This is a genomic window from Pseudarthrobacter sp. lyk4-40-TYG-27, from assembly GCF_030209295.1.
Lineage (GTDB): Bacteria > Actinomycetota > Actinomycetes > Actinomycetales > Micrococcaceae > Arthrobacter.
This window is the reverse complement of the sequence record NZ_JARVSH010000003.1, coordinates 83885-109652: the sequence shown is the minus strand read 5'-3', so window position 1 is coordinate 109652 and position 25768 is coordinate 83885. Positions and strand designations below refer to the sequence as shown.

Annotated in this window: 21 protein-coding genes and 1 pseudogene; 16 read left to right on the top strand and 6 right to left on the bottom strand. The window is 67.7% G+C overall.

The window, feature by feature from the left end:
• Window positions 1-45: 45 nt before the first annotated feature.
• The gene (locus QRM96_RS04955) at window positions 46-1545 is read left to right on the top strand and encodes a glycoside hydrolase family 43 protein (RefSeq protein WP_285318648.1); all 1500 of its coding nucleotides are present in this window, start codon (window positions 46-48) and stop codon (window positions 1543-1545) included.
• A 32-nt stretch (window positions 1546-1577) separates the two neighbouring features.
• Here the strand turns inward: QRM96_RS04955 and QRM96_RS04950 are convergent, their stop codons facing one another.
• Window positions 1578-2408, bottom strand: a complete 831-nt coding sequence (locus tag QRM96_RS04950; protein ID WP_109044001.1) for an IclR family transcriptional regulator — start codon at window positions 2406-2408, stop codon at window positions 1578-1580.
• 151 nt (window positions 2409-2559) lie between these two features.
• Here QRM96_RS04950 and QRM96_RS04945 point away from each other — a divergent pair, with 151 nt between their 5' ends.
• Genes QRM96_RS04945 through QRM96_RS04935 form a run of 3 tightly spaced genes read left to right on the top strand, consistent with a single transcriptional unit; the run spans window position 2560 to window position 7243 of the window.
• A complete protein-coding gene (locus tag QRM96_RS04945) occupies window positions 2560-5289 on the top strand; it encodes an alpha-L-rhamnosidase (RefSeq protein WP_285318646.1) in 2730 nt (909 codons plus the stop codon).
• Complete coding sequence (locus tag QRM96_RS04940) at window positions 5286-6278, top strand: alpha/beta hydrolase (protein WP_018763255.1); 993 nt, start codon at window positions 5286-5288, stop codon at window positions 6276-6278. Before QRM96_RS04945 ends, QRM96_RS04940 begins: the two co-directional genes overlap by 4 nt.
• Window positions 6275-7243 carry an alpha/beta hydrolase gene (locus QRM96_RS04935; RefSeq protein ID WP_018763256.1) on the top strand — a complete coding sequence of 323 codons (969 nt, stop codon included), beginning with the start codon at window positions 6275-6277 and terminating at the stop codon, window positions 7241-7243. The genes QRM96_RS04940 and QRM96_RS04935 overlap by 4 nt, the downstream gene beginning before the upstream one ends.
• Here QRM96_RS04935 and QRM96_RS20995 read toward each other — a convergent pair.
• Window positions 7161-7340: a PaaX family transcriptional regulator C-terminal domain-containing protein gene (locus QRM96_RS20995; RefSeq protein ID WP_350224060.1), complete on the bottom strand. Its 180-nt coding sequence runs from the start codon at window positions 7338-7340 to the stop codon at window positions 7161-7163. The genes QRM96_RS04935 and QRM96_RS20995 overlap by 83 nt on opposite strands.
• A 427-nt stretch (window positions 7341-7767) precedes the next feature.
• Window positions 7768-8166: pseudogene (locus QRM96_RS04930) on the bottom strand (recombinase family protein); the annotation flags it as partial.
• A 412-nt stretch (window positions 8167-8578) separates the two neighbouring features.
• Here QRM96_RS04930 and QRM96_RS04925 point away from each other — a divergent pair.
• Window positions 8579-9502, top strand: coding sequence for a phosphotransferase family protein (locus QRM96_RS04925; RefSeq protein WP_018763257.1), 924 nt, complete (start codon window positions 8579-8581; stop codon window positions 9500-9502).
• 267 nt (window positions 9503-9769) lie between these two features.
• Here the strand turns inward: QRM96_RS04925 and QRM96_RS04920 are convergent, their stop codons facing one another.
• Together QRM96_RS04920 and QRM96_RS04915 are read right to left on the bottom strand one after the other, a co-directional pair.
• Window positions 9770-10009, bottom strand: a complete 240-nt coding sequence (locus QRM96_RS04920) for a hypothetical protein (protein WP_285318644.1) — start codon at window positions 10007-10009, stop codon at window positions 9770-9772.
• Window positions 10010-11298: 1289 nt separating this feature from the next.
• Window positions 11299-11766, bottom strand: coding sequence for a MarR family winged helix-turn-helix transcriptional regulator (locus tag QRM96_RS04915; protein ID WP_133831446.1), 468 nt, complete (start codon window positions 11764-11766; stop codon window positions 11299-11301).
• A 131-nt stretch (window positions 11767-11897) separates the two neighbouring features.
• Between QRM96_RS04915 and QRM96_RS04910 the strand changes: the two genes are divergently transcribed.
• The 11 genes from QRM96_RS04910 (at window position 11898) to QRM96_RS04860 (ending at window position 24553) form a co-directional block, all read left to right on the top strand.
• Window positions 11898-12836, top strand: a complete 939-nt coding sequence (locus QRM96_RS04910; RefSeq protein WP_109863675.1) for an SDR family NAD(P)-dependent oxidoreductase — start codon at window positions 11898-11900, stop codon at window positions 12834-12836.
• Between the two features lie 2 nt (window positions 12837-12838).
• Window positions 12839-13732, top strand: a complete 894-nt coding sequence (locus QRM96_RS04905) for an amidohydrolase family protein (protein WP_285318642.1) — start codon at window positions 12839-12841, stop codon at window positions 13730-13732.
• Window position 13733: 1 nt separating this feature from the next.
• Entirely contained in the window at window positions 13734-14948 is a 1215-nt protein-coding gene (locus QRM96_RS04900; RefSeq protein WP_285318640.1) for an acyl-CoA dehydrogenase family protein, read from the top strand.
• A gap of 43 nt (window positions 14949-14991) precedes the next feature.
• The gene (locus QRM96_RS04895) at window positions 14992-15447 is read left to right on the top strand and encodes a MaoC family dehydratase (RefSeq protein WP_018763272.1); all 456 of its coding nucleotides are present in this window, start codon (window positions 14992-14994) and stop codon (window positions 15445-15447) included.
• Window positions 15448-15553: 106 nt separating this feature from the next.
• Window positions 15554-16882: an MFS transporter gene (locus tag QRM96_RS04890; RefSeq protein WP_109863672.1), complete on the top strand. Its 1329-nt coding sequence runs from the start codon at window positions 15554-15556 to the stop codon at window positions 16880-16882.
• Between the two features lie 7 nt (window positions 16883-16889).
• Window positions 16890-18449, top strand: a complete 1560-nt coding sequence (locus QRM96_RS04885) for an acyl-CoA synthetase (RefSeq protein ID WP_285318637.1) — start codon at window positions 16890-16892, stop codon at window positions 18447-18449.
• Between the two features lie 94 nt (window positions 18450-18543).
• Complete coding sequence (locus QRM96_RS04880) at window positions 18544-19557, top strand: bile acid:sodium symporter family protein (RefSeq protein ID WP_285318636.1); 1014 nt, start codon at window positions 18544-18546, stop codon at window positions 19555-19557.
• A 119-nt stretch (window positions 19558-19676) separates the two neighbouring features.
• Entirely contained in the window at window positions 19677-20666 is a 990-nt protein-coding gene (locus QRM96_RS04875; RefSeq protein ID WP_350224058.1) for an alpha/beta hydrolase fold domain-containing protein, read from the top strand.
• Between the two features lie 59 nt (window positions 20667-20725).
• Window positions 20726-21607 carry a fumarylacetoacetate hydrolase family protein gene (locus QRM96_RS04870; RefSeq protein ID WP_109863668.1) on the top strand — a complete coding sequence of 294 codons (882 nt, stop codon included), beginning with the start codon at window positions 20726-20728 and terminating at the stop codon, window positions 21605-21607.
• The gene (locus QRM96_RS04865) at window positions 21607-23340 is read left to right on the top strand and encodes an FAD-dependent monooxygenase (RefSeq protein WP_285318634.1); all 1734 of its coding nucleotides are present in this window, start codon (window positions 21607-21609) and stop codon (window positions 23338-23340) included. Before QRM96_RS04870 ends, QRM96_RS04865 begins: the two co-directional genes overlap by 1 nt.
• On the top strand, window positions 23318-24553 hold the full coding sequence (locus QRM96_RS04860) for a DUF3500 domain-containing protein (RefSeq protein WP_285318632.1): 1236 nt from the start codon (window positions 23318-23320) through the stop codon (window positions 24551-24553). Before QRM96_RS04865 ends, QRM96_RS04860 begins: the two co-directional genes overlap by 23 nt.
• A 53-nt stretch (window positions 24554-24606) precedes the next feature.
• On the opposite strand, the gene QRM96_RS04855 is transcribed toward QRM96_RS04860, so the two are convergent.
• Window positions 24607-25677 (bottom strand): quercetin 2,3-dioxygenase, encoded by a 1071-nt coding sequence (locus QRM96_RS04855; RefSeq protein WP_285318631.1) that lies wholly within the window; start codon window positions 25675-25677, stop codon window positions 24607-24609.
• Window positions 25678-25768 lie beyond the last annotated feature (91 nt).

Genomic DNA, 25768 nt, shown 5'->3' with positions numbered 1-25768 from the left:
AAATAGGGCCACACGGTGGGCCGGGCCAGGCGAAAGGATGGCTGGATGCACTCCAACCCCATCCTTCCCGGCTTCAACCCGGACCCGACCATTGTCAGTACCCCGGACGGCTACTACGTGGTGACGTCATCGTTCGAATACCTCCCCGGACTGCCGGTTTATCACAGCCAGGACCTGCAAAGCTGGGCGCTGATCGGGCATGTGGCCACGCGTGAGGAGCAGGTCCACGTTGCCAACGTCCCGACGCCCGGAGGGGCCCGGGCGCCGACGCTCCGTTACCGGGACGGCGTGTTCCACCTGATCGTCTCGGTCTTCCTCGGGGGCCGCGGCTGCGTGCTGTTCACGGCCACAGACCCCGCCGGCCCCTGGAGCGACGGGATTGTCATCGATGCGGTGGACGGCATCGACCCGGACCTGGCCTGGGATGAGGACGGAACCGCGTACGTGACCTTCGCCCGGCACCCGGACGCGATCCAGCAGGTCCGCGTGGATCTGGAGACCGGGACAGCCTTAGAGGAGCCCAGGCCGCTCTGGCGGGGCAGCGGCCTCTACTCGCCTGAGGGTCCGCACCTCTACCGGCGCGGCGACTGGTGGTACCTGCTGGCGGCCGAGGGCGGGACGGACAGGGGCCACGCCGTCACGGTGGCCCGTTCGCGCCGCCCGGACGGACCCTTCGAGGCGGCGCCGCACAATCCCATCCTCACCGCGGCCGGTACGGGCTCGCCCATCCAGAACACCGGGCACGCAGACCTGGTGGAGCTTCCCGACGGCGGCACCGCCATGGTGCTGCTGGGCGTCCGTCCGGTGGGCCTCACCCAGGCGTTCTCCCCGCTGGGCCGCGAAACCTTCCTGACCACGGTGGACTGGGATGACGACTGGCCATACGCGAGCATGCCGGTGCCTTCCGCCGTCCTGCGGGAACGGGCCGGGTATGACTTCACCGCGGGTGCCGGCCTGGACCATCTGCACTGGATTGGAGTCCGGCGGACACCATCGGACTTCACCACGCCAACGGATCGGGGACTTGTCATCACTGGTGGTGGGAACACCCTTGACGCGCCCCGGCCCGCCTTCGTCGGGCAGCGTCAGCGCCACCTCGGCATCGAATTGCGGGCCGTCCTGGACGTCACCGGCGGGAGCGGCGGCATCGCCGTGCGCAATGCGGAGGACAACTGGTTCGGCGTTGAAGCCGGCAGCAGCAGCGCAGGTGTGACGGTCACCGCGCGGGCCGTCGTCGCAGGCTTTGACCGCACCTGGGAGGCAACGCTCCCGCACGGTGACGTTGAATTGGCGATCCTGGCCGAGCCGCCGTCGCGCGATTTCACGGCCGGGGCCGTGGGCGGCGACAGGATCCGCCTCCTCGCCCGGCCTGCGGCACCTGATGCTGCCCCGGATGGCCGTGCCAGTGAGGTGCTGCTCACCGAACTGGACGGCAGGCACTGGGCGTTTGAAACCGCCAAGGCGTTCACCGGGCGGGCCTTCGGCGCCTACGCCGTGGAAGGAGACGTCGTGGTTCGCCGCCTGGACTATTGCGGCAAGGACTGAGGCGGCCAGGACTGACGCGGCCGGTGCCGCCGCTACCCCTGGGAGTGCGTCCTGACGTCCGCGCTTGCCTGTGCTTGGAAGCCGAGGTTGCGGGACACCGCCCTGGCGGCGGCGCGGACCGCCGGGCCCAGGACGTTCGGCGGCGTGGAGCCGTCCGGAACCACGATGGACAGGGACGCCACCACGGCACCCTGGGCGTCGAAGATGGGCGAAGCCACGGACACGGTCCGGGAGGGCAGGCTGCGGCGGATCATGGCGATGCCGGTCCGCCGCACATCGGACAAGGTCCGGCGCAGCTGACCCTCGGGCATCTCGGATACGCCGGGTTCGATCTCCGGCGGCCGCTTCAGGATGGTTTCCTGGAACTGCTGGTCCGCTCCGGCCAGGAGCACCAGGCCCACGGCCGTGGACCGCAGCGGTGCCCGGCCGCCCACCCGGTACGCCACCTCGGTGGCGTCCTTCGCGGACAGACGCTCGATCAGCACCGCCTGCTCGTTGTCCCGCACCGCCAGCAGGACGTGGTGCCGGGTGACCTCGAAAAGGTCCTCCAGGTAGGGGAGCGCGATCTCCCGCACCCCATGCCCGCGCGGCGACAGCGAAGCCACCTCCCACAGCCGGACCCCCACCACATAGCGGCCGTCGTCCAGCCGTTCCAATGCACCCCACGCCACCAGCCGGGCGATCAGCCGCAGCGCCGTGGGCGCCGGCATCTCCGCGTACCGGGCCAACTCGGACAGGGTCAGTGCCCGGCGCCGGTCCGAGAAGACAGCGAGCAGGCTCAGCGCCCGGTCAATGACCGGTTCGCCCTGTTTCGGCCGCTTGCCGCGGGCAGGCGGGGTATCCGTTTCCGGGGTGGCAGTCATGGCAGTGGTTCCTCGCGCCGTGGATCGTTGCGGTGGCCCGCAGTGAGCTGAACCACAATACTATTCCAACCATTGAAAGCACCCTGTGGGGGACCGGTGGCGGCACACGAAGCTGGAACTCCCAGCAACCGCACTCCAGGAGTCCCGCCGCATGACCGCCCCCACCCGGCTTCGGGCCGAACACCTGTCCGAGGCGATGGGCCTGACCATCCGCGAACCCCGGCTCAGCTGGACACCGCCCGCCGGAACCGTCCGCCAGGCCGCCTACCGGATCAGCGCCGGCAACGGCTGGGATACCGGCAGGGTGGAGTCGGCTGAAAGCGGCGGCATCCCCTACAGCGGCCCCGCGCTGGACTCCCGCAGCCGGTTCGAGTGGCGGGTCCGCACCTGGAACATCGACCCCGCCGGCACCGAAACGGCCAGCGGCTGGTCCGAACCGATGTCCGTGGAGCTCGGCCTCCTGCACGCCTCCGACTGGACGGCGCAGTGGATCGGGCCCGGCGATGAGAACGTCCCCGCCCCCGGGGAGCGGCCCGGCTGGGCCCTCACAAAAACCTTCACCCTGCACACCGCCCCGGAGCAGGCCCGCGCCTACGCCACTGCCCACGGCATCTACGAGCTCTTCATCAACGGCCGCCGCGTCGGAGACCAGCAGCTCACCCCCGGCTCCACCAGCTACAACACCACCCTCCAGGTCCAGGCCCACGACGTCACCGGCCTGCTCCGCGAAGGCGTCAACACCATCCGCGCCGTCCTCACCGACGGCTGGTACCGCGGCAGCTTCGGCTACACGCGCGACGCCGACACGTACGGCACGGACACCGCCCTCCTGGCGCAGCTCGAGCTGGAGTCCGGGGCGGGCAGGCAGGTCATCGGCACGGACGCGACGTGGCAGGTGTCGGCCACGGAGATCACCAGCGCGGACCTCATGGCAGGCCAGCGCGTCGATTTTCGATCGGACGACGCCGGCCGCGCACTTTCCGCCGGCACGGCACCATTGCCCCGTCCCGCCGTCGTCCGTCCCGGCAGTGTGGACGCACTGGCCGGACCCCTCGCCCCGCCCACCCGGGTCACCCGCGAGCTCACCCCCGCTTCCATCACCCGCCTTCCAAACGGCAACCAGGTGGTGGACTTCGGCCAGAACATCCACGGTTGGATCCACCTCACGCAGCTGGGGGCGCCGGGCGAAGTTGTCACGCTGGAATACGCCGAGGCCCTCGGCAGCGACGGCGACGCCACCCGGGACCACCTGCGTCCGCACAATTTCCGCTCACCAGGGGCGTTCCTCGACGCCGGCCAGGTGGACACGGTCATCTCCTCCGGCGCACCCGGCGAGGTCTTCGAACCCCGCCACACCACCCACGGCTTCCAGTACGTGTCCGTGCAGGGCCTTAGCCGGGACCTGCATCCGGGGGACATCACCGGCTGCCTGGTCCGGACGGACCTGGAACGCTTAGGCACCTTCCGGTGCAGCGACGAGCGGCTGAACACGCTCCACGACATCGCGGAATGGAGCTTCCTGGGGAACTCCTGCGAAGTCCCTACCGATTGTCCCCAGCGCGAGAAAGCGGGCTGGACCGGAGACTGGCAGTTGTTCGTCCCCGCCGCCGCCTACCTGTACGACGTCACCGGGTTCTCCCGCAAGTGGCTGCGGGACGTCCGAGCGGACCAATGGGAGAACGGCGTCATCGCCAACATTTCACCGTCGGCCGGCCCCGCCGTCACCTCGGCCGACTTCATGGGCTTCACCAACGGCTCCGCCGGCTGGGGCGACGCAATCGTCATGGTGCCGTGGGAGCTCTACCTGGCCACCGGTGACGCCTCGATCCTGGCCGAAAACTTTGACGCGATGAAGCGCTGGCTCGGCTTCGTCCGGACCTCCGCCGAAACCCAGCGGCACCCCGCCAGGGCCGCCGCGCACCCCACCCCGGCACCGCACGAACAATACCTGTGGGACACGGGCTTCCATTTCGGCGAATGGATGGAACCGGACGGCCCCGAGCCGGACCTCTTCGCCGCCCGCAGCGCCGACAACGGCATCGTGGCCACCGCCTACTACCGCCACACCACGGACCTGATGGCACGCATCGCCAGCGTTTTGGGGCGCCACGACGAGGCGGCCGAGCTGGCAGAACTCTCGGGCCGGATCCGGGACGCCTGGGAAACGGAATACCTCGGACCGGACGGCCACGTCACCCAACCGAGCCAGGCCAACTGCGTCCGCGCCTTGGCCTTCGGCCTGGTCGGCTCCGACCGCCGTGCCGGGGTCACCGCGCAGCTGGCGGAGCTGATCCGGGACGCCGGCACGCACCTGGGCACGGGCTTCCTGGCCACGCCCTACCTGCTCCCCGCCCTTGCCGACAACGGTGAACTGGACCTGGCCTACAAGCTGCTCATGCAGGACACGGAACCGTCCTGGCTGGCCATGGTGGACCGCTGCGCCACCACCGTGTGGGAGCTGTGGAACGGTATCGACGCCGCCGGCACCGCACACCAGTCCCTCAACCACTACAGCAAGGGGGCCGTGGTGACCTTCCTGCACCGGTATACGGCCGGGCTGCGCCAGGCACCGGGAAGCGCCGGCTGGGAACGGATCATCATCGAGCCACGCCCCGGCGCCGGGCTGGCCTCCGCCTCCACCTCCCATCTGGGGCCACGCGGCCTGATCCAGGTGGAGTGGGCCGTGGCGGAGGGGGCAGCGTCCCCGGGGAAACAGCACGACGCCGGGCTGACGCTCACTGCCACGATCCCCGCCGGCACCACCGCGGAGGTGCTGCTGCCCGGCGAACCGGCCGTCGTCGTCGGGCCGGGAATCCATACTTTCGTTGCCGCCACCGGTGGGGACGCTGCCAAACCCGAACTGATGAGGAGCACACTATGACAGTGGAAGACGCTACCGGCATACTCGACCCCGCCCGTCCTGACGTTTCCCGGCCTGGCGGCAGGGACGTTCCGGCGTTCCCCGTCTTTGACGCGCCCGGAACACCGGAGCAGGTCTCCGACGTGTCCGCAGTGCACCGGGAAATCACGTATGCCCGGGCCATCGGGTTCCGGCCGCTGAAGCTGGACATCTGGCTGCCGCGCCAGGCGTCCGGCCCCACACCGCTGGTGCTCTGGGTGCACGGTGGCGCGTTCCAGCTGGGCGACCGCCGGGAACTGCCGCCCACGTTCGCACCCAACTCGGTGTTCCGGCTGCTCAACGAGGCCGGCATTGCCTGTGCCACGGCTGACTACCGGCACTCCCTTGAGGCACCCTTCCCCGCCCAGCTCCACGACCTCAAAGCCGCCGTCCGGTACCTGCGCGAATTTGCCGCAGAGCTGAACGTCGACCCGGACCGGTTCGGCGCCTGGGGTGAATCTGCCGGCGGCCACCTGGTGGCCCTCCTTGGACTGACCGGCAACCACGGCGGCCTTGAAGGCGGACTTGGTGCGCAAGGGCACTCCAGTGGCGTCAGCGCCGTCGTCGACTTTTACGGTGTTTCCTCGCTGGTGGACATCCCTCCCATGTCCATGCCTGAGGGCCTTTTTCCCGCTGCCCTGACCGCGGCGGTGCCGCCGGGCATGTCCCTGCAGCCTGAGTACATGCTGGTGGGCGGCTCGGATGATCCGGAGCTGCTGGCTGCGGCCAGCCCGGTCAGCTACGTGGACGCCGGCGCCGCCCCGTTCCTCCTGGTGCACGGTGACTCCGACGGGCTGGTACCGCATTCGCAGACCGACCTGCTGGCCGCTGCGCTCGCCGAGGCGGGGGTGGAGCATGAGGTGGTGACCATCGAGGGCGCCGACCACTGCTTCTTCGGCGCGGAGGACAGGATGGCGGACATCCTCGACTCTGCCGTCCGCTACTTCTCCAGGAAGCTGGGCACGCCATGACACCACGGACAGAGCCGACGGCGGTTGCCGCGGAGGCTCCCACGGCCGGCGGCCCGGGGGGAACCGCCGACGGTTTCGCCGAATACCTTGCCAGCCCTGAAGGCCCGCGGTTCCTGAATCCCGACGCCGTCCGGACGCCTGGCCCCGACGTCCCCATCCACACGGTCACTGCGGACGGGCGGCACGGGCCGGTGTCGCTCCGGATCTACGGCGAAGCATCCGGAACCGGCAGCCCGGCCCTGGTGTGGCTGCACGGCGGCGGCTTCGTCAGCGGCAGCGTGGACATTCCCGAATCTGATTACCTGGCCCGGGTGCTTGCGGACCGGGGGACGCCGGTGCTGTCCGTTGACTACCGGCTGGCACGGGACGGGGTCTCCTACCCCATTCCGCATGACGATGCCCTGACGGGATGGTTCTGGGCGCGGAAGAACGCCGCATCCCTGGGGCTGGATCCGGACCTGCTCTGTTTGGGCGGTGCCGGTGCCGGCGGCAACCTTGCCGTGGGCGCCGCGCTCTACCTGGTTGACGCGGGCAAGCCGCTGCCGGCCAAGCTCCTGCTGGCCTACCCCTTCCTTCATGCCGAACTCCCGCCGCCGGCCGGCGGCCTCGACGAGGCGGTCATGGCCGGCCTGCCCCGGCATTTACGGTTCACCCTGGAGGACTGCATCCGCACGGCGGAGAACTACGTGGGCGGACCTGTCAGCATGGCGCCGTCCTATGCGATGCCCGGGTATGCCGATCCCGCCGGCCTTCCGCCCACAGCGCTCCTGGCCTGCGAATACGACGACGCCCGCGGCTCGACCGAGCTTTTTGCTTCCTCGTTGGAGCGGGCCGGGGTTCCGGTGTCCTCCTTCCTGGCCCGGGGTGCCGTCCACGGCCACCTCAACCACACGGCAGGGCTTCCCGAGGGGCAGCCCGCCCTGGACTTCCTGGCGGCGGAACTGGCGGCGGTTCGGGCGGCATAGGCGGTGGGGTCCTACGCCCTGACCCGGAAAATTCGCGGGTGAGGAGTTCCGGCGGCAGGCCGGGGTCCTCCCAGGGGAACGCCCGCCACGCGTCAATGACCCCGGTCCGCAGCCAGAAGGCCTCTTCGCCGCTGAGCTGGTGCGGGTCCAGGGGACCGGGCCGTAGGTATCGATGTATGGCGTGTACTGCCGGCGGACGTCGTCAGGATCCCACGCCTCAAGCAGCGGCCGTCCGCGCAGAGCGGCGGGCCCAGATCTAGAGATGGGTGGCGACGCCAGAGCGTAGGCTGACGCCAACTATGCCGGCTTCGAAAAAGTCACGATCCCTCTCGATGACTGGCAATCAAAGTGGCTTTCATTTTCCGAAGTCGTCTGCACACGCTGCCCCGAAAGTACGGGACGTGTGCAGACGGGTATGGAAATCGGAGTGTTCAAAGTCCACTGCAGGAGGCGTCATTTTGGTCGAGAGTCTTCGGCACGAAAGCTCCAAGGCCGTGCCCTCACTGCCGGGGAGCGATCACGTTCGCCACCGCCATGCCTTCACGGGTCCGGGCGCGAACAAAGTCGGATTCAAATTCCGCGACCATGCCAGGGACGTTGAACAGCAGCTTTCCAGCCGGGTCATGGAGATCGTCGATGCTGCCTCCAATGTTGAGGATTACGCCCTTGCGTGTGAGTTCGTCGGCAATATCCCTTGCGTCCGGCAGGGACCTTGCCAACCGGTCAAGTTTGGTGACAACGAAGGTGTCGCCGTTGCGGCACGCCGCCAGGTTCTTTTTCAGGCCGGGCAGGTCACGCTTAGTGCCGGCAAATCCGTGGTCGGCGTGGACCATGTCGACGTCGGCTCCCAGGCCGTGGAGGGCATGACGCTGGGCGGTGAGGTCCTGGTTGCTGGTCGAGCAGCGGGCATTACCGATGAGCATGATTGGGCTGTAGCGTATAAGGCCCCTTCACCGGGCATTAATTCGGGCGGGGTATACGGGAATCCTGGAAAGCCGGAAACCCGCGGAAGTACAGAGAGCCGAAAGGCTGCGCCGGAGCGGCCGGTGAACGACCGGCTTGCGGGCGCATTGGTCGAACCCTCGTCCACGGTCAGGCGGTGAGGCCTCTAGTACCGGGAGGCCGGCGGGTCGACAATTGGGAATTGAGGAACAGAGCCAGGTATGGAGGCACACTGTGTCTCCGAATCAGGAGGTGCACTCGTCATGTTCTAGTCGGGTTGGGTCCGCTCCTGGAGGCGCCGGGGAAGCGATCTACCGGAATTTCAAGCGCGCGGTGAGCGATGTACGGGAAAGTTCGGTGCATCAATGAAGTGCCGGCTCCTAGAATGACTCGATGGACCTTTCGGATCTCGGTACGCCGACCGGGCCGATGATCCGCGTCCACGGCGGGTTCGCCAACCGGATGTACCGACTCGACACCGATCAGGGGTCGTTCGCGGTGAAAGAGTTGAACCTCGTCGACCGCCGCCGGACCTATCGCGTCGAGGACGTGTTCAGTTTTGAACGGGCGGCCTTCGCTGCCGGCATTCCGATGCCGGAGCCGCTCTCGGCCAGCCACTACACGCTTGTTCACCGGTGGGTCGAAGGCGAGAAGGTGCCCGAAGCGCCGGTGTCGGCGGCGTACGCGTTTGAGATCGGTGAGATCCTCGCGCGCATCCACGCGCTCGACGTCGCGTGGACCGGTGTGTCGGTCGAGGACCCGAAGTCAAGGGACTGGGCCGAGCTCGCCGCGCGGGCGGTGGCCACCCGGCAACCGTGGGCCGACGAGCTCGCCTCCCATGTCGAGACGTTCCTCGCGATTGCCCACTTCGTCGAGACCTGCGAACGGCCCGGCCCCGTCGTGCTGACCCACGGGGACATCCAACCATGGAACCTGCTCGCTCGAGAGGGACGGCCGGTGGTGCTCGACTGGGAGCTCTCGGGGATGCTCGACCTGTCCGGTGAGCTCGGCTCGACCGCGCTGAGCCTCGCGAAGGGACCTGGCTTCAACGACATCAAGCCCGCCATTTTCCGCTCGGTTCTCGACGGCTATGTCGCGGGGGGCGGGGCGCTGCCGCCGCCAGGTCCAAGCTGGTTTGTTTTCATGATTGGCGGCTGGCTGGGGCACACGAGGTGGAACATCCTCCGGTGCCTCGCCGGCGTCGAGGCGAGCACCGGCCCTGACCTCGCGCTGTCGCACGATTCCGTGCGCAACGGGGTGCGCGGCCTCCCCGAGCTGTTCCGCCGACTTCCGGAGCTCGAGGCGCTGCTCGTGTGACAGTGACGCGGGAATCGGGAGCGCAGCTTACACCGCGGACCAAGCACCGCCCCACAGGAGCAGGAGCGCCCTTTAGGCCGGCATCAGAGTCCTGTTCGACCTCGCTGACAGCCTCCGCGCCGCCCCGGGCCACCTCGAACAAGCGCAGCACACGCCCTACGAAACCCCAGCCCCCCAATACGCAACCGCCAGACGACTGACGACGCATGGCTCTGCTGGAATGTCCCGGTGAGGGATCCCCAAGCGGGCGCCCCAGCGTCGCTCGGTTTACTTCGATTTCAAGGAGATGGTCTCTGTGGTCGCTTCTTCGACTGCAGGCTTCCCGTAGATCAGTGCATACCGGGAGTACGGCTCTGGCTGATCGTTTTTGGAGGTATGGTGATCCTCCCAGCGGAGGAAAATCTCGAAGGGATTTCCTCCTGCTTTGCTTCTTGCCCAGGCGATAACGTCAGTGACTTCTCTGGCATCGGTGATATCCCATTCATCAACGAGCCAGGCGAAATTCATGGCCGGCGGTGGAAACCAAAAACGCACTCTGTAGCTCGGCGGTAGATCGCCACCTCCGACGGAGTCATCTGGAGCAGCTCGCACAATCCGCATAGGCCCGAGCCTACGCCGCGAAGTCGGGAGCAGGTGGCCCATGCACCATCCTTTACAGGGCGCATGGGAAACCGAACTGAAGACGTTGCTCGACCTTGCCGGTATTCATATCCGCTGCTCAGTGCCTTGCAGGTCACTCCAATGGAGGCTCCGTCTCCGTGAGATCGACGCGTTGCTCAGGCCGCGGCGTCGTGGCATGGGCCGAGCCCGCAGGAGAGCCATCAGGGTGCTCCAACCCTGCGTTGGACTCCGCATCTCCGTGCGCGATAACCTCGACTGCCACAGAATCCCAGCGATAGACGATGGTGCCGGTGGCGGGACGCTGCGATGTGATGTAGAAAAGTCCGGGCCAAGCTAGGGCGCCGATTGGCGGTCCATCGGGATCCGGGTTCGCTAGGCTCACGCCAGCTTCCCATGCCACATCGCGACCGAGATGAAATGGCAGCCCGACAACATCAGGCACCGTTACCCGGTCGGCGGACCTTTCTTTCATGCTCTAAATTTACTCCGAAGGTATCCGAGGCAACGGCGTCCGGTGGGGATCCCCCAGCGGGCACAGTTTGTCGAGGGTGGCCAGCGGCGACTGGCGAGATGAAGATGGAGGTAGTCCAATCCAATTAGGGGCAAGGTGACAAGCGCTTTTCGATGGAGCCGGGTCGGCCTGGTCTTGACAGCAGTGGCAGGGGCGGCGTTAATCCTTCTGGCGTTTCCGCTCACTTTGTTCCTGGCTGACGGACTGCCCATCCGCCCTTTTTCTGCAGTTCTTTGCATTGGGGGTGCCGGAATCCTAGCTCTTGGTCTGTCCGCCGCCAGTTTCTTACGTCGTGGGACCCGTGCAAAAGAGTTTTGCACCATCGGATCGGGCATGGTCGGCATGGCCAGCCTCGTTATTGGAGCACTTACCCTTGTCCAGCTCTATACCGCGATCTAGCTGGGTGCCTTGGCTGAAAAACCAAAACTCACTTTCGGTGCCGGACAACTACATCCGGGTCGGCGGCGCCCGGTAAAGGATCCTTCAGCGGGCGCTCGGATGACGTGTACGGCATAGGCCGTGTCTAGGCGGCTCTGCCGTGGGGACCCGGCGTTTGACGGGAGGCGTCAGGGGATTCTGGGTCGTCCGAAACCTCGTCGAAGAAACGTCGGGGTCGTGGTAGCCACAGCGGGACGATGAGAATTACAGAAATCCAGCCGGACGCCTACTCCGCCGCGCCCCACAGGGCCTTGCGCAAAAGCCGCTTCAGTTCCTGGGACTCACCGTCGGTCAGTCCGGCCAGCTGGTGAAGTTCCGCGGCGTCCAGGGCTGCCCGGGCCTTGGTATGCATCCTGCGGCCCTCGGCCGTGGAGACGATGATCTTGGCGCGCCGGTCCTGCTTCCCCTGCGCCCTTTCCACCAGGCCGCGGCGCTCCAGGTCGTCCACCAAGGTGACCACCTGGCTCGGGTCCAGGCTGAGGAAGTCCGCCAGTTCCCGCTGCGTCGGCTCCAGACCGCTGCACGCCAGCGTCAGGACCGAGAAGGAGCGCTCCCGCAGGCCAAAGTCAGCCAGGGCTTTGTTGTTCAGCACCGAGCCGGCGGCGTGCAGTTTGGCCAGCAGCAGGCCCACATCACTGCCGATCCTCGCTGCCGCAAGGCGGGGGGTCTGAACTTCGGTGCCCAAGGTGGCCATCACAACTCCGGTGTAAAAAACAATCGTTGACTTTTTCAATGATCCGTAATTTCATTGATCCCAACAAGGATCTCACACCGCAGTGGGACCACCCCAACGGCTTCGGCCGGCGCATGCGAAGGAGCAGGCCAATGAGCTTGAACGGCAAGGTTGCAATCGTCACCGGCAGCGGGCAGGGCCTTGGCCTTGCCTACGCACGGGAACTGGCCCGCCAGGGCGCCGCCGTCGTCATCAACGACGTGAACGCCGAGACTGCCGCCCAGGCTGTGGCGCAGATCGAGGCCGACGGCGGCCGGGCCGCCGCGGTGGTGGTTCCGGTAGGGACGACGGACGCCGCCAAGGCGCTGGTGGCCGGAGCAGTGGACACGTTCGGACGGCTGGACATCCTGGTCACCAACGCTGGAATCCTGCGGGACAAGTCCCTGCTGAAGATGACGGACGAGGACTTCGACCTGGTCATCAACGTCCACCTTAAGGGCACTTTCACCTGCGTCCGGGAGGCCTTCGCGTATTTCAAGGAGAACAACGTGCAGGGCCGCATCATCACCATCGGGTCGCCCACCGGGCAGCGCGGCAACTTCGGCCAGACCAACTATGCGGCGGCGAAGGCCGGGATCGTGGGCATGGTCCGGACCTGGGCGCTGGAAATGAAGAAGGCAGGCGTCTCGGTTAACAGCGTCATTCCCGTGGCAGCCACCCCCATGACCAAGACCGTCCCCTACTTTCAGAAGGCAGTGGAGGCGGACGAGCGCGGCGAGGCCATGCCGTCCTTCTTCCGCCATGACCTGGGCTTTGGAACGGCCGACGACGTCGCCGGGCTGGTCGCCTTCCTCGCCTCCGACGAGGCCGCCGCCATCACCGGCCAGGCCATCGGCGCCGGCGGTGACCGGCTGCAGGTCTGGACCCACCCGGAAGCGGCCACCACCGAGTACCGTGAGGGCGGCTGGAGCTATGAGGCGCTGCAGGAAGACGCCGGCCAGCTGTTCACCCCGGAAACGCTGCAGAGCTACGGCGAGGAATTCCTGCCACTGCCGGAGGACCTCAAGCCCGAACCGGCCCAGGTACGCTGATCATGGCAACGGACCGCTACGAGCTGGACGTCGACGCCAGCAAGCTCGACGCCATCGACATGCACGTCCACCTCGAGGTGGACAGCTGCGGCCACGGCTCCCTGCCCGAGGAACTGACCGAAGCCTCCGCCAAGTACTTCAAGGCCGAGGACCGCACCCCCTCCCTGGACCGCATCGCCGAGGTGTACCGCGAACTGAACATGGCCGCCGTCGTCTTCACCGTGGACGCCCGCATCCAGCTCAAGCACGAACCCAACAGCATCCCGGAGCTCATCGCCGGCGCCGCCCGGAACAATGACGTCCTGATCCCGTTCGGCAGCGTCGATCCACGCACCGGCGAAGACGCCATCGCCGGAGCAAAGCACCAGGCCGTTGAACTCGGCGCCCGCGGCTTCAAGTTCCACCCGTCCCTGCAGGGTTTCGACCCGTCCAGCGAACGCTTCTACCCGCTGTGGGAGACCCTCCAGGAACTGGGCCTGCCGGCCATCTTCCACACGGGTCAGAACGGCATGGGAGCGGGCCTGCCCGGCGGGTACGGCATCAAGCTCGCCTACTCCAACCCGTTGCTGCTGGACGCCGTGGCCGCGGACTTCCCGGGCCTGCAGATCATCATGGCCCACCCCTCGGTGCCATGGCAGGACGAGGCCAACTCGATCGCCACGCACAAGGCCAACGTGTTCATCGACCTCTCCGGTTGGTCGCCCAAGTACTTTCCGGAGTCCCTGGTGAAGGCTTCCAATTCCTACCTGCAGGACAAAGTGCTGTTCGGCACCGACTTCCCGCTGATCACCCCGCAGAAATGGCTCGGTGCCTTCGCGGACCTGCCCCTGAAGGACGAGGTCCGGCCCAAGATCCTCAAGGACAACGCGGTGCGCCTCCTCGGGCTGGGCGGCTGAGATGGGCACCAGCAGCACGACGACGGCTGCGGGCGTGGGTGCCCGGCTCTACCAAGCGGCGGACTGGTACGACGCGGAGTCCCTGCTCACTCAAGACGAGCGCCGGGTCCTGTCCCGGCTGCGTGACTTCCTGGACCGGGAAGCAAAACCCCTGCTGGCCGAGTATTGGGAACGCGGGGAGTTCCCGGAGCAACTCGCCCGCCCCCTGATCGACCTGGACCTGATGGAACCTGCGGAACTCACCAAAGACGGGCCCGCGCGCGGAATCTACCAGGGCTTCCGGATCTTCGAACTTGCCCGCACCGATGCCTCGCTGGCCACCTGGTACACCGCCCAGGCCGGCCTGTTCCGCACCGCCATCCGGGTGGGCGCCTCGGCGGAGCAGCAGCGCGAGTGGATGCCCCGGGTCATCGACTTCTCGCTCAAGGGCGTCTTCTCCCTGACCGAGCCCGAGCATGGATCGGACATCGCCGGCGGCCTCTCCACCACCGCACGCCGTGAAGGGGACGGCTGGATCCTTGACGGCGCCAAGCGCTGGATCGGCGGCGCCGCCACCGCGGACGTCCTGGCCGTCTTCGCCAGGGATGCAGCCGACGGACAGGTCAAGGCCTTCCTCGTGGACCGGGAGGCCGACGGGGTCACGCTGGAGAAGATCCACGGGAAGACGGCCCTGCGGATGATGCAGAACGCCCACATCACGTTGGAAGGCGTCCGTGTTCACGAGTCCATGCGGCTGCACAACGTGGACTCGTTCAGGGACGTCGCGGCGATGCTCCGGGCCATGCGCTCGGACGTCGCCTGGATCGCCACCGGAATAGCCGCAGGTGCCTTCGAGGCAGCCCTTGCCTACGTCAACGAACGCCGTCAGTTCGGACGCACCCTGGGTTCCTTCCAGCTGGTCCAGGAGAAACTGGCCCGCATGCTGGGGAACGTCACGGCCAGCCTGTCCCTGGTGGTCAGGCTCACCGAGCAGCAGGCCAAAGGCATTTACCGCGACCAGGACTCGGCCCTGGCCAAGATGCAGACATCCCTGTTCATGCGCGACACCGTAGCGCTGGCCCGCGAAGTGGTGGGCGGAAACGGCATCACCCTCGCGGCCGACGTCGCGCGGTTCCACGCCGACGCCGAGGCCGTCTACTCCTACGAAGGCACCCACGAGATCAACGCCCTCATCATCGGCCGCGCCCTCACGGGCGAAAGCGCCTTCACCCGCTGAACCACTACTTCTTCACCCAACAAACAACTGCCAGGAGGCAACGATGCCCAATCTCGTCGTCGATTTCGACACCCTGCTCACCCTGTCCGGCAAGGACCTCGGCACCACCGACTACCGCCAGATCACCCAGGACCAGATCAACCAGTTCGCGGACGCCACCGACGACCAGCAGTGGATCCACACCGACCCCGAACGCGCCAAAGACGGCCCGTTCGGCGCCCCCATCGCGCACGGCTTCCTCACCCTGTCGCTGATCATCCCGTTCTGGGGAGAGCTGTTCGACGTCGACGGCGTCACCACCAAGGTCAACTACGGCCTGGACAAGGTCCGCTTCACCTCCCCGGTGAAGGTCGGCTCCAAGGTCCGCATGCAGGCCACCATCGCCGACGTCACCGAGGTCAAGGGCGGCGCCCAGATCAAGGTCAACGCCACCATCGAGATCGAAGGCCAGGAACGGCCCGCCGTCGTCGCCGAATTCCTGGCCCGCTTCTACAAGTAAGCCGCTTCAACCAGTAACAGCCGATCCAAACCCAGGCTGCGCCCTCCGGCGCCGCCGCCTCAGGCAACCCCAAAAACCCCACATTCCTCCGTCTTTAGGAACGGCCATGTCCGGACACACCACGCTCGCACCCGCGGGCACGGCCGCCAAGCGCAAGGAAGCGCGCACGGTCATCCTGTCCAGCTATTTGGGCAGCACCATCGAGTTCTACGACTTCCTGTTGTACGCCACGGCCGCAGCGGTGGCCTTCCCCAAGGTCTTCTTCGCCGGCACGGACGAATGGGTGGGCGTGGTGGCGGCCTACGCCACCTTCGCCGCCGGGTACGTGGCCAGGCCGCTGGGCGGCGTCATCTTCGGCCACTTCGGTGACAAGGTGGGCCGCAAGGGGATGCTGATCATCTCGATGGCCATGATGGGCATCGCCTCCACCCTCATCGGCCTGATCCCGGGCGCCGGCGTCATCGGGCCGTGGGGCGCCGTGATCCTGGTGCTCCTGCGGGTCTGCCAGGGCATCGCCGTCGGCGGTGAATGGGGCGGCGCCGCGCTCATGGCACTGGAGCACGCGGACCCGAAACGGCGCGGCTTCGCGGCGTCGTTCGTCAACGCCGGCGCGCCTACCGGCGCCGTGCTGGGCACCCTGGTGATGGGTGCCTTCTCAGCCCTTCCGCAGGACGCTTTCCTTGCCTGGGGCTGGCGGGTGCCGTTCCTGCTGTCCTTTGTGCTCCTGATCGTGGGCATGTTCGTCCGCCTCCGGGTCTCGGAAAGCCCCATTTTCGCCGAAGCGGTGGCCCAGGAGGAGGCCCAGGCCGGCACCAAGCGCAAGATCCCGCTCCTTGAGGTGCTGCGCCGGCCCAAAGCGCTGATCATGATCATGTTCGCCGGCGCCGCCGGGTTCGGCCTGCAGGTGGTGCTGCCCACCTTCTCGGTCACCTATGCCGTCTCCAAGGGCGCACCCCAGCAAGGTGTGCTGTACGCGTTCGCCGGGGCCTCGGCCATCTCCATCGTCTTCGTCCTCCTGGGCGGCCGCCTGTCAGACCGGTTCGGCCGCCGGCCCGTGATGATCGCCGGCCTGGCCCTGTTCATCGCCTACCTGTTCCCGATGTTCGGCATGCTGGGCTCCGGCAATGTCGGCTTGGTCTTCGTGGCATTTACCGTGGCGCTGGTCCTGCACTCATCCCTGTACGGGCCGCTGGCAGCGTTCGTGTCCGAACAGTTCGGCACCACGTCCCGCTACACCGGTGCCGCGGTGGGGTACCAGCTGGCCACCCTCATCGGCGCAGGGTTCACCCCGGGCATCATCGCCGGTCTCTATAAGGATTCCGGCCAGAGCATCGTTCCGGTGGTGGTGTTCCTGTCCGTCATGGCCCTCGTATCGATTGTCTTCATCGCCCTGACGCGGGAATCTAAGAACAACGACCTCACCACGGTCCGTTAGGAGAACCATGGACAACAACGGAGTTGGATCCTGGCTGCAGCGCCGCCGGCACAAATCAGGTTCCAAGGCAGCCCTCATTTCCGGAACCAGCACCCTTGGCTACGAGGAACTGGCCGAGCGGGCCGACCGCCTGGCCAACGCACTCCGGGGCCGCGGAGTGGTCAAGGGGGACCGGGTGGCGTACCTGGGCGAGAACCACCCGTCCTTCGTGGAGACCTTCTTCGCCTGCGGCCTGCTGGGCGCCATCTTCGTCCCGCTCAACACCCGGCTGGCTCCGCCTGAACTTCAGTTCCAGCTGGAGGATTCCGGGGCCCGGCTCCTGGTCAACGCGGCCGCCCTGGAACCGTCCGCGTCCGCCGCGGCGGAGGGGACAGGGGTCACCCATCGCCTGGTGATGGCGGCCGACGGCGGGACGGAACCTTCCGCCGGCACCTCACCCGCCGCCGTCGTTCCCTGTGAGGTGGCACCCTACGAAGAGGCGCTGCGGGCGGCGGCGCCGGACCACCCCGACGTGCCGGTGGGGCACGATGACGGGGCAATGATCCTCTACACCTCGGGGACCACCGGGAAACCCAAGGGTGCGCTCCTGACCCACGGGAACATCACGTGGAACTGCATCAACACCATCGTGGACATGGACCTGAACCGCAACGACGTGGCACTGATGATCTCGCCGTTGTTCCATGTAGCATCGCTGGACATGGGCCTGCTGCCGATGCTCCTGAAGGGCGCCACCGTGGTGCTGGAAGCCAAGTTCGATCCCGCCAGGGTCCTGGAACTGGTCGAGCAGCACAAGGTGACCACCCTCAACGGGGTGCCCACCACGTTCCAGCTGCTCTGCGAACACCCGGGCTGGGAGGGGGCGGACCTCAGCTCCCTGGACAAGCTCACGTGCGGCGGCTCCGCCATTCCCCGCCGGGTCCTGGATGCGTACGAGGACCGCGGCATCGGGTTCACCAGCTGCTACGGCATGACCGAAACAGCGCCGGGAGTCACCATGCTCCCCGTGGCGCGGTCACGGGAGAAGGCCGGTTCGGCAGGCCTTCCGCACTTCTTCACCGACGTCCGGATCGCCGATCCCATGGGCGGCGCCGTGGCTCCCGGGGAGGTGGGGGAGATCCAGATCTCCGGGCCCAACGTGATCAAGGAGTACTGGAACCGGCCTGAGGCGACGGCCGCAAGCTACGCCGATTCGGTCTGGTTCCGCTCCGGGGACATGGGCTACCGGGACGGGGAAGGCTTCCTGTTTGTCTCCGATCGGCTCAAGGACATGATCATCTCCGGCGGGGAGAACATCTACCCGGCCGAGGTGGAGGCTGTCATCGCCGAGCACAGCGCCGTGGGCAGCGTGGCCGTTATCGGTGTCCCGGACGAGAAATGGGGCGAGGTGCCGCAGGCGATCGTGACCCTGCGGGAGGGCGAATCGCTGACGGAGGAGCAGCTGCGGAGCTTCCTCGACGGCCGGCTGGCCCGGTACAAGATTCCCAAGTCCCTGGTGGTGGTGGCCGAGATGCCCCGCACAGCCAGCGGGAAGATCCGCAAGATGGAGCTCCGCAAACAGCTCTGACGGGTGAACGTCCTGGCGCGGCAGGGCTCCGCCGTTGTTACCCTTCCCGGTCATCAATTGGCGGAGCCCGGCCGGCCGGTGTCACCATGATTGGATGCTTGAGGCAACTAAACCCCAGAATTCCCCGGACGGGGCACCCGCCAACCCTGCGCTGGAAGCGGAAAGCCGGATCGCCCGCATCGCGGTGACGGTGTTCCCGCTCCTGGTGGTGGCCGCAGGCATCGCCGGCTTCCTGCTTCCCGCAGTCTTCAAGCCCATGGGACAGGGCGTGCCCTACCTGCTGGGCATCATCATGTTCTGCATGGGCCTGACCCTGACCCCGCCGGATTTCGCGGCGGTGGCCAAGCGGCCATGGGCGGTGGCCCTCGGAATCGTGGCGCACTACGTCATCATGCCCGGTGCCGGCTGGCTCATCGCCGGAGCCCTCAACCTCAACCCCGAACTCGCTGTCGGCGTCATCCTGGTGGGCTGCGCACCCTCCGGAACCGCTTCCAATGTGATGGCGTTCCTGGCCAAGGGCGACGTTGCCCTCTCGGTCGCCGTCGCCTCCGTTTCAACCCTGATCGCCCCGATCGTCACGCCGCTGCTGGTCCTGTTCCTGGCCGGCTCGTACCTGCAGATCGACGCCGCCGGCATGGTGCTGGACATCGTCAAGACGGTGCTCCTGCCCGTGGTCGCCGGACTGCTGGCCCGGCTGTTCCTCAAGAAGCTCGTTGCGAAGGTGCTGCCCGCGCTGCCCTGGGCCTCCGCCGTCGTGATCTCCCTGATCGTGGCCATCGTGATGGCCGGCAGCGCCAACAAGATCCTCGACGCCGGTGCCATCGTGTTCCTTGCCGTGGTGCTCCACAACGGTTTCGGCCTGGGCCTGGGCTACCTGGCCGGCAAGCTGGGCCGCCTGGACGACAAGGCCCGCCGTGCCCTGGCGTTCGAAGTGGGGATGCAGAACTCCGGCCTTGCATCGACGCTGGCCATCGCGCACTTCACCCCGCTCGCTGCACTCCCGTCCGCCGTTTTCTCCCTGTGGCACAACATCTCCGGCGCCATCGTTGCGGCGTGGCTGGCCAGGCGTCCGCTGAAGGAAGAGCCACCGGCGCAGGAAGCGCGCTGACCGAACCGTCCGGGTCATCCCCGGGCTCCTGCCAGTCACCGTGCGGTCCTCAGCGAACCAGTTTCATTCAGTGAAACCACCCGCGCATCCGGACCCGCCCATGCCCCACAGTTGAGTCCATGAACGCGGACCACACCTTGGTCCGGCGCCCGGCAACGCCGGGACAGAGGCAACAGGACAGAAACGGCGCGGCACACATGGAGTCAACGATGACGGCACTGCGGATCCTCCGGGGGATCGAGTTCGGCCGGCCACAGAACGCGGACCCGCTGCTGCTGGACCTTTACCTTCCGGCGGCGGCGCCTGCGGCAGGCGCGGGCAGCCGCCAGGCCGGCCTCCCCGCCGTCGTCCATTTCCACGGCGGCGGCTGGCGGACGGGGGAGCGGTCCTCCCTGGGCCCTGGCGTGGACGGTTTCCGCCTCAGCCCCATTGAGCAGCTCGCGGCCGCCGGCTTCGTGGTGGCCTCGGCCGACTACCGCCTGACGGACACCGCTACCTTCCCGGCGCAGCTGCTGGACGCCAAAGCAGCCGTCCGCTGGCTCCAGGCCCACGCTGTTGAGTACGGGGTGGACCCGGACCGGATCTACGCCTGGGGTGACTCCGCCGGCGGCCACCTGGCCAGCCTCCTCGGCCTGACGTCAGGAAGCGCGGAATTTGTGGACCCGGCCCCTAGCCCCGATGCTGACGGGGGCAGCCAAGTGGCCGGCGTCGTGGCCTGGTACCCGCCCACTGACCTTGCGGCCATGGGGTCCCAGGCGCGGCCTGACGCCGTTGCACGCGCCGACGACCCCGGCTCCCGGGAATCCCTGCTGATCGGCGCCCAGCCGGCGGACGCCCCCGCCAAAGCACGCGCCGCCAGTCCCGCCACCTACGTGCACCCGGACGCGCCGCCGTTCCTGCTGATCCATGGCACGGCCGACCGCTTCGTCCCCGTGGAACAGTCCACCGCCTTCGCCGCCGCGCTGGAAGCCGCCGGAAACGTCGTCGACCTCCTCCTGCTGGAGGACGCGGACCACATGTGGCAGCTCCCGGACCGCAGCACCACGGCCGCGGAACAGGCCACCGCCGCCACCATCGAGTTCTTCCGCCGCCAGGCGGACCTGCACTGATTTGCCAACCCTTGCCCGGTGTGTACGCGCACTCCGGGAACCGGACCTGAAAGGCCCCCATGCAGTTCATCGGCATCACCCACCACGGCGAACCCTGGGCAGCCACCCTCGCCGGTTCCCGCGTCCTCCCGCTCGCACCCGTCCCCGGCTTCTGGGCCGACGCCGAGGGCTGGCAGGACAAGGCCGCGGGCCTGGTTGCCGGCGCGGCAGGCAGTGAAGGGTCCGACGCCGGCGCCTGGCTGGAGCGCGCCAGCGTCACCGAGGTGCCGCTGGTCCCGGCCTCGGCCCGGGTCATCTGCGTCGGGCTGAACTACAAGGCACACGTTGCCGAGGGCAGCTTCAAGGACCAGGAACTGCCCCCGTACCCCACCCTGTTCGCCCGCTGGACGGCGTCCCTGTCGGTGGGCAACGTCCCGGTCCCCGTCCCCGCCGGTGAAGACGGGCTGGACTGGGAAGGTGAAGTGGCGGCATACATCGGCCGCCGGGTCGAGTCAGTGGACGAATCCGCCGCCGGGGACGCCGTCTTTGGCTACTCCACGTTCAACGACATCACCTCGCGCAGGGCCCAGAAGCTCACCTCGCAGTGGACCCTGGGCAAGAACGGCGATTTCAGCGGGCCGCTGGGCCCCCTGGTCAGCCGTGACGAGGTGGGGGACCTCCGCGACGGCCTGCAGGTCCGCACCCGCGTCAACGGTATCGAGGCCCAGAACGGCAACACCCGGGACATGATCTTCTCCGTCCCCGCCATCATCGCCCTCATCAGCCAGACGTTCACGCTGCACCCCGGCGACGTCATCGCCACCGGCACCCCCGACGGCGTTGGCTATGCCCGCACCCCGCAGTGGCTACTCCAGCCCGGCGACACCGTGGAAGTGGAGATCGAGAAGCTCGGCACGCTGACCACGCCGGTGGGGGACCTTTCCCTGCGGAGCCGTGCCTGATGACCGCATCCCATCACGCTGTAGACCTTCCGGCGGAGGCGCAGGTCCTCATCGCCGGCGGCGGCCCCAGCGGGCTCTTCCTGGCATTGGACCTCGCCTCCCGCGGCATTGCCAGCACCGTCATCGAACCCCGCACCGCCGTGGACCACACCCGGCCGCGGGCCAAGACCACCAACGCCCGCACCATGACCCACCTGCGTCGGCTTGGGCTCGCGGACCTGCTTCGGGGCGCGGCGCCGCTGCCGGTGGACTACGGGCAGGACGTGATCTTCTGCACCGGGCTCACCGGCTCCGACGCCCACGAACTGCGCCGGTTCCGCAACGCCTTCCAACTGGTCCCCGGCCGGTACGGGCCGCAACCCGAGTGCGGCCAGCAGGTGCCGCAGCCGGTCCTTGAGGAAGTCCTCCGCAAGGCCGCAACGGACAACCCCCTGGTCACGTTCGTGACCGGGTGGAAAGTCACCGATGTCGGCCCTGCCGGCGGCGATGCCACCGGGCCGCACGCCGTCGTCGTCACTGATTCCTCCGGTGACTGCCGCACCATCTGCGCCCGGTTCCTGATCGGAGCCGACGGCGGGTCCTCCACCGTCCGCCGCAGCCTGGGGCTGCGGCTGGAGGGCGGCTCCGCGGCGTTGTCCAACGTCAGCATCCTGTTCCGCTCGCAGTCCCTGGCATCCGCCATCGCACTGGACCCGGCCGTCCAGTACTGGGTGGTGGGGTCCGAAACCTCCGGCATGGTGGGGCCCATGGACCTGGAAGGCACCTGGTGGGCGATCGTCCAGGGCGTGGATCCCGCCGTCAACGTCACCACGGAAGATGCCGCCGCGATGGTCCGCTCCCTCGTGGGCGCGGAGGTGGACATTGACGTGGTGGCCACCGACCCGTGGACCGCCCGGATGCTGCTGGCCCCGGAGTACAGCCACGGCGGCATCTTCCTGGTGGGCGACGCCGCACACCTGAACCCGCCGTGGGGCGGCCACGGCTTCAACACCTGCGTCGGCGACGCCGCCAACCTGGCCTGGAAGCTCGCCGCCGCCATCAACGGATGGGCCGGCCCCGGACTCCTGCCCAGCTATGGGGAGGAGCGCCGCCCGGTGGCCGCCCGCACCATCCGGGACGCCGCCGAAAACGGCAAGGCCCTGGCGTACCACTTCGCGGACACCCACCTCGCGGCCCCAGGGGCACGGGGCGACGCGGCGCGGCGGGCCGCCAATGCGGCACTGGCCATAAAGCAAAGCGAGTTCGACTCACTGGGCCTGGTGCTCGGCTATTCGTACGCGGACTCAACCCTGGTGGTGCCGGACGCCCTGCCAGCCCCCGCCGAGGACCCCATCCACTACCTTCCCTCAGCCACCCCCGGCGCCCTGCTGCCACACGCCTGGCTGGCGGACGGCACCTCCCTGTACAGCCACTTGGGAATCGGCTTCACGCTGCTGGCCGACGCCGGCGCGCTGGCCGGGGTGCCGGCGGCGGAAGCCTACCAGCCGGTGCTGGCGGCGGCTGCCCGCACCGGCTGCCCGGTGACCATCGCCGTCGTCGGACCAGCCGACGACGGCACGCACCTTTCGCAGGTATGGGGCGCCGGCACCCTGCTGGTCCGCCCGGACCAGCACGTGGCGTGGCGGGGCAATTCCGCCGCGGCCGCAGGCGCCGCCTTGTCCGTGGCGGCCGGCTGGTCGCCCACTTCCCTCGAGACCACCAGGAGCATCCGTGCAGACGCCGTCCTTCCGTGACTACCTGTTCTCCCCGGACCACCCGCGCGTCGCTGGGATCCGCGGACTGGACGCCCGCGAGTACGCGGAAGCCGCCAAGATCGATTCGTTCGCCGGGCCCATGATCGAAGGGTGGCAGCAGCTCTACCCGCAGCCCTTCACGGGGATCACCAGCGACGGCGTCCGGCGGGAAGGCCTGTACCCGCTCGCACCGGCACGGCCCGGCGAAGAAGCGCGCACCGCGCAGATGGTGGCGGCAGCCCGCAAACTCCTGGGCACCCTGGACACTGACCTGGCCCGGAAGCTCAGCTATGCGGTGGACGCCCCCGAATGGCAGAGTTGGGCCAACCCGGAGTTCATGCAGCACGACACCGGCCTCCGGCTCGATGAACTGGAACCCGCAGTGCGCGACGCCGTGCTTGGGGTGGTGGAGGCCAGCCTGAGCGCCGAAGGGTTTGAACTGGTGCGGAACCTGATGCGCATCAACGGCTTCCTGGGTGACCTGGTGGAACTGCCGCTGCTGATGAACGAGTTCAGCTACAACTTCGCCCTCTACGGCGGGCCGTCAGAAACCGAACCGTGGGGGTGGCAGCTCTTTGGCCACCACGCGGCGCTGAACTGCCTGGTCGCGGGGACCCAGCTGGTCATCTCGCCGGTGTTCATGGGCGCCGAGCCGGACATGATCGACGCCGGCCCACACCGGGGCGTCAATGTATTCAAGGAGCGCATCGCCCTGGCCCGGGAACTGATGGGCGCCCTGCCAGCCGAGCTGCGCTCCGGCGCCGTTGTCTACGGGTCAATGGTGGACCCTGCCATGCCGGAAGGCCGCCTCCACCCCGGGGACGAACGGCACCTGGGCGGCTGTTTCCAGGACAACCGGGTGATCCCGTACGAGGGCATCCGGGTTGCTGATATGCCCTCCGGGGCGCGCGCCTTGCTGGACGCGGTGGTGGACGATTTCACCGCGTACCTCCCGGAAGGCCCGCGAGCAGCCCGCCGCCGCGAAATCCGCGAGCACTACGGCGAGACATGCTTTAGCTGGATCGGCGGCTGGGAAGGCGGGGAGGCGTTCTATTTCCGGCTGCAGAGCCCCGTGGTGGTCCTGGAGCTGGACCACCACACCGGCGTGTTCCTCAGCAACGAGGAGCCTGCCCCGTTCCACATGCACACCGTGGTCCGCACGCCCAACGGCAACGACTACGGCCGGGAACTCGTCAGGCAAACCACCCGGTGACACAGGGAAGGCCCGGATTTCCTTTCGGAAGTCCGGGCCTTCTGTGGTGCGGCTTAGGGGATGTCCAGGGCTGCGCGGCGCTGCGGCGGGGGACCCACCACGGTCAGGTCCATCTCGGCCTGGGCGCGGCCGAAGCCTTCCATGTCCATGTACGGTTCGCCGCCTTCGGTGTAGATGTAGTCCTCCGTGGGCTTGTTGAAGTACTCAAAGAACCCGTTGAACACCGAGGGCGTCAGGAAACCCACCATCTGGGTGTTGTGGGCATCGAGCGCGAACGAGTGGACGGTTCCGGCGGGGGCATGCACAAAGTCGCCCTTGGTCAGGAGCATCTCGCGGCCGTTGGCGTAGAGCCACATCCGGCCTTCGGTGCAGAGGAAGTTCTCCGTGTGCTGCGAGTGGAAGTGCAGCGGAATGTAGGGGGATTTGGCGCCCTTGGTGTGCACGGCGAAGTAGTTGGAGCCGGTGTTGGCGGGCCGGGACAGGTAGGTGAACATCGTCTGGTAGCTGGCCAGCCGCTCCCCCTCGCCGGCGCTAAGGAAGTAGGGGCTCTGCGTGGGCGGCAGGCCGGCGTCGTGCTTGAACGACGGCGCCACGCGCTCAACGTCGGGGAACGTGATGCCGAACTCGGCGCCCACCTCGGCCTGCTCCTGCAGGCTTGCCTTGTGCCCGGGCCTGGCCGGCGGGACGTGAGAATCGATGGGGGTGCCGACCCGCTCGTAGTAGGCTTCGCCGCCGCCGGGAGTCATCCAGTTCAGGAACCGGGTGTAGTGGCTTGCCATCCGGTAGGCGTGCGGGGTGTTCGGGGGGATGACCACCGAGTCGCCCGGCGTGAGGATCCGGCTCTCGCCAGGCAGCCAGACGTGCAGGATTCCATCGAACACATAGAGCGTCTTGTGCTCGATGCTGTGGCTGACAAAGGGGGATTCGGCTCCCATGCCGCCTGAAACGTAGGCTGCGCTGAAGATCCCTCCGGTATCGGCGGCGCGGGCGATAACTGTCACCAGCTGGCCGTTGATCTCGTAGCGTGCGCCCTCACCGGACGCCATGTAATACGGGACTGCCTCGCCGGGCAGCGCGTTGGCCACCGGGAGTTGCTTGTTCATTTCCTCAACGCTGAGGGACATGGTTTCCTTCTTTCCAGTCGGCCGGCCCTTGCCGGAGCGTGACTTACATCATGGCTTCCACACGCTCCGTCCACGAGCCCGGATTCCAATG

Bases quoted from the DNA above. Each gene is read 5' to 3' on its own strand.
- QRM96_RS04955 (WP_285318648.1), top strand. From the start codon at position 46: ATGCACTCCAACCCCATCCTTCCCGGCTTCAACCCGGACCCGACCATT.
- QRM96_RS04950 (WP_109044001.1), bottom strand. From the start codon at position 2,408: ATGACTGCCACCCCGGAAACGGATACCCCGCCTGCCCGCGGCAAGCGG.
- QRM96_RS04945 (WP_285318646.1), top strand. From the start codon at position 2,560: ATGACCGCCCCCACCCGGCTTCGGGCCGAACACCTGTCCGAGGCGATG.
- QRM96_RS04940 (WP_018763255.1), top strand. From the start codon at position 5,286: ATGACAGTGGAAGACGCTACCGGCATACTCGACCCCGCCCGTCCTGAC.
- QRM96_RS04935 (WP_018763256.1), top strand. From the start codon at position 6,275: ATGACACCACGGACAGAGCCGACGGCGGTTGCCGCGGAGGCTCCCACG.
- QRM96_RS04925 (WP_018763257.1), top strand. From the start codon at position 8,579: ATGGACCTTTCGGATCTCGGTACGCCGACCGGGCCGATGATCCGCGTC.
- QRM96_RS04920 (WP_285318644.1), bottom strand. From the start codon at position 10,009: ATGAATTTCGCCTGGCTCGTTGATGAATGGGATATCACCGATGCCAGA.
- QRM96_RS04915 (WP_133831446.1), bottom strand. From the start codon at position 11,766: ATGGCCACCTTGGGCACCGAAGTTCAGACCCCCCGCCTTGCGGCAGCG.
- QRM96_RS04910 (WP_109863675.1), top strand. From the start codon at position 11,898: ATGAGCTTGAACGGCAAGGTTGCAATCGTCACCGGCAGCGGGCAGGGC.
- QRM96_RS04905 (WP_285318642.1), top strand. From the start codon at position 12,839: ATGGCAACGGACCGCTACGAGCTGGACGTCGACGCCAGCAAGCTCGAC.
- QRM96_RS04900 (WP_285318640.1), top strand. From the start codon at position 13,734: ATGGGCACCAGCAGCACGACGACGGCTGCGGGCGTGGGTGCCCGGCTC.
- QRM96_RS04895 (WP_018763272.1), top strand. From the start codon at position 14,992: ATGCCCAATCTCGTCGTCGATTTCGACACCCTGCTCACCCTGTCCGGC.
- QRM96_RS04890 (WP_109863672.1), top strand. From the start codon at position 15,554: ATGTCCGGACACACCACGCTCGCACCCGCGGGCACGGCCGCCAAGCGC.
- QRM96_RS04885 (WP_285318637.1), top strand. From the start codon at position 16,890: ATGGACAACAACGGAGTTGGATCCTGGCTGCAGCGCCGCCGGCACAAA.
- QRM96_RS04880 (WP_285318636.1), top strand. From the start codon at position 18,544: ATGCTTGAGGCAACTAAACCCCAGAATTCCCCGGACGGGGCACCCGCC.
- QRM96_RS04875 (WP_350224058.1), top strand. From the start codon at position 19,677: ATGAACGCGGACCACACCTTGGTCCGGCGCCCGGCAACGCCGGGACAG.
- QRM96_RS04870 (WP_109863668.1), top strand. From the start codon at position 20,726: ATGCAGTTCATCGGCATCACCCACCACGGCGAACCCTGGGCAGCCACC.
- QRM96_RS04865 (WP_285318634.1), top strand. From the start codon at position 21,607: ATGACCGCATCCCATCACGCTGTAGACCTTCCGGCGGAGGCGCAGGTC.
- QRM96_RS04855 (WP_285318631.1), bottom strand. From the start codon at position 25,677: ATGTCCCTCAGCGTTGAGGAAATGAACAAGCAACTCCCGGTGGCCAAC.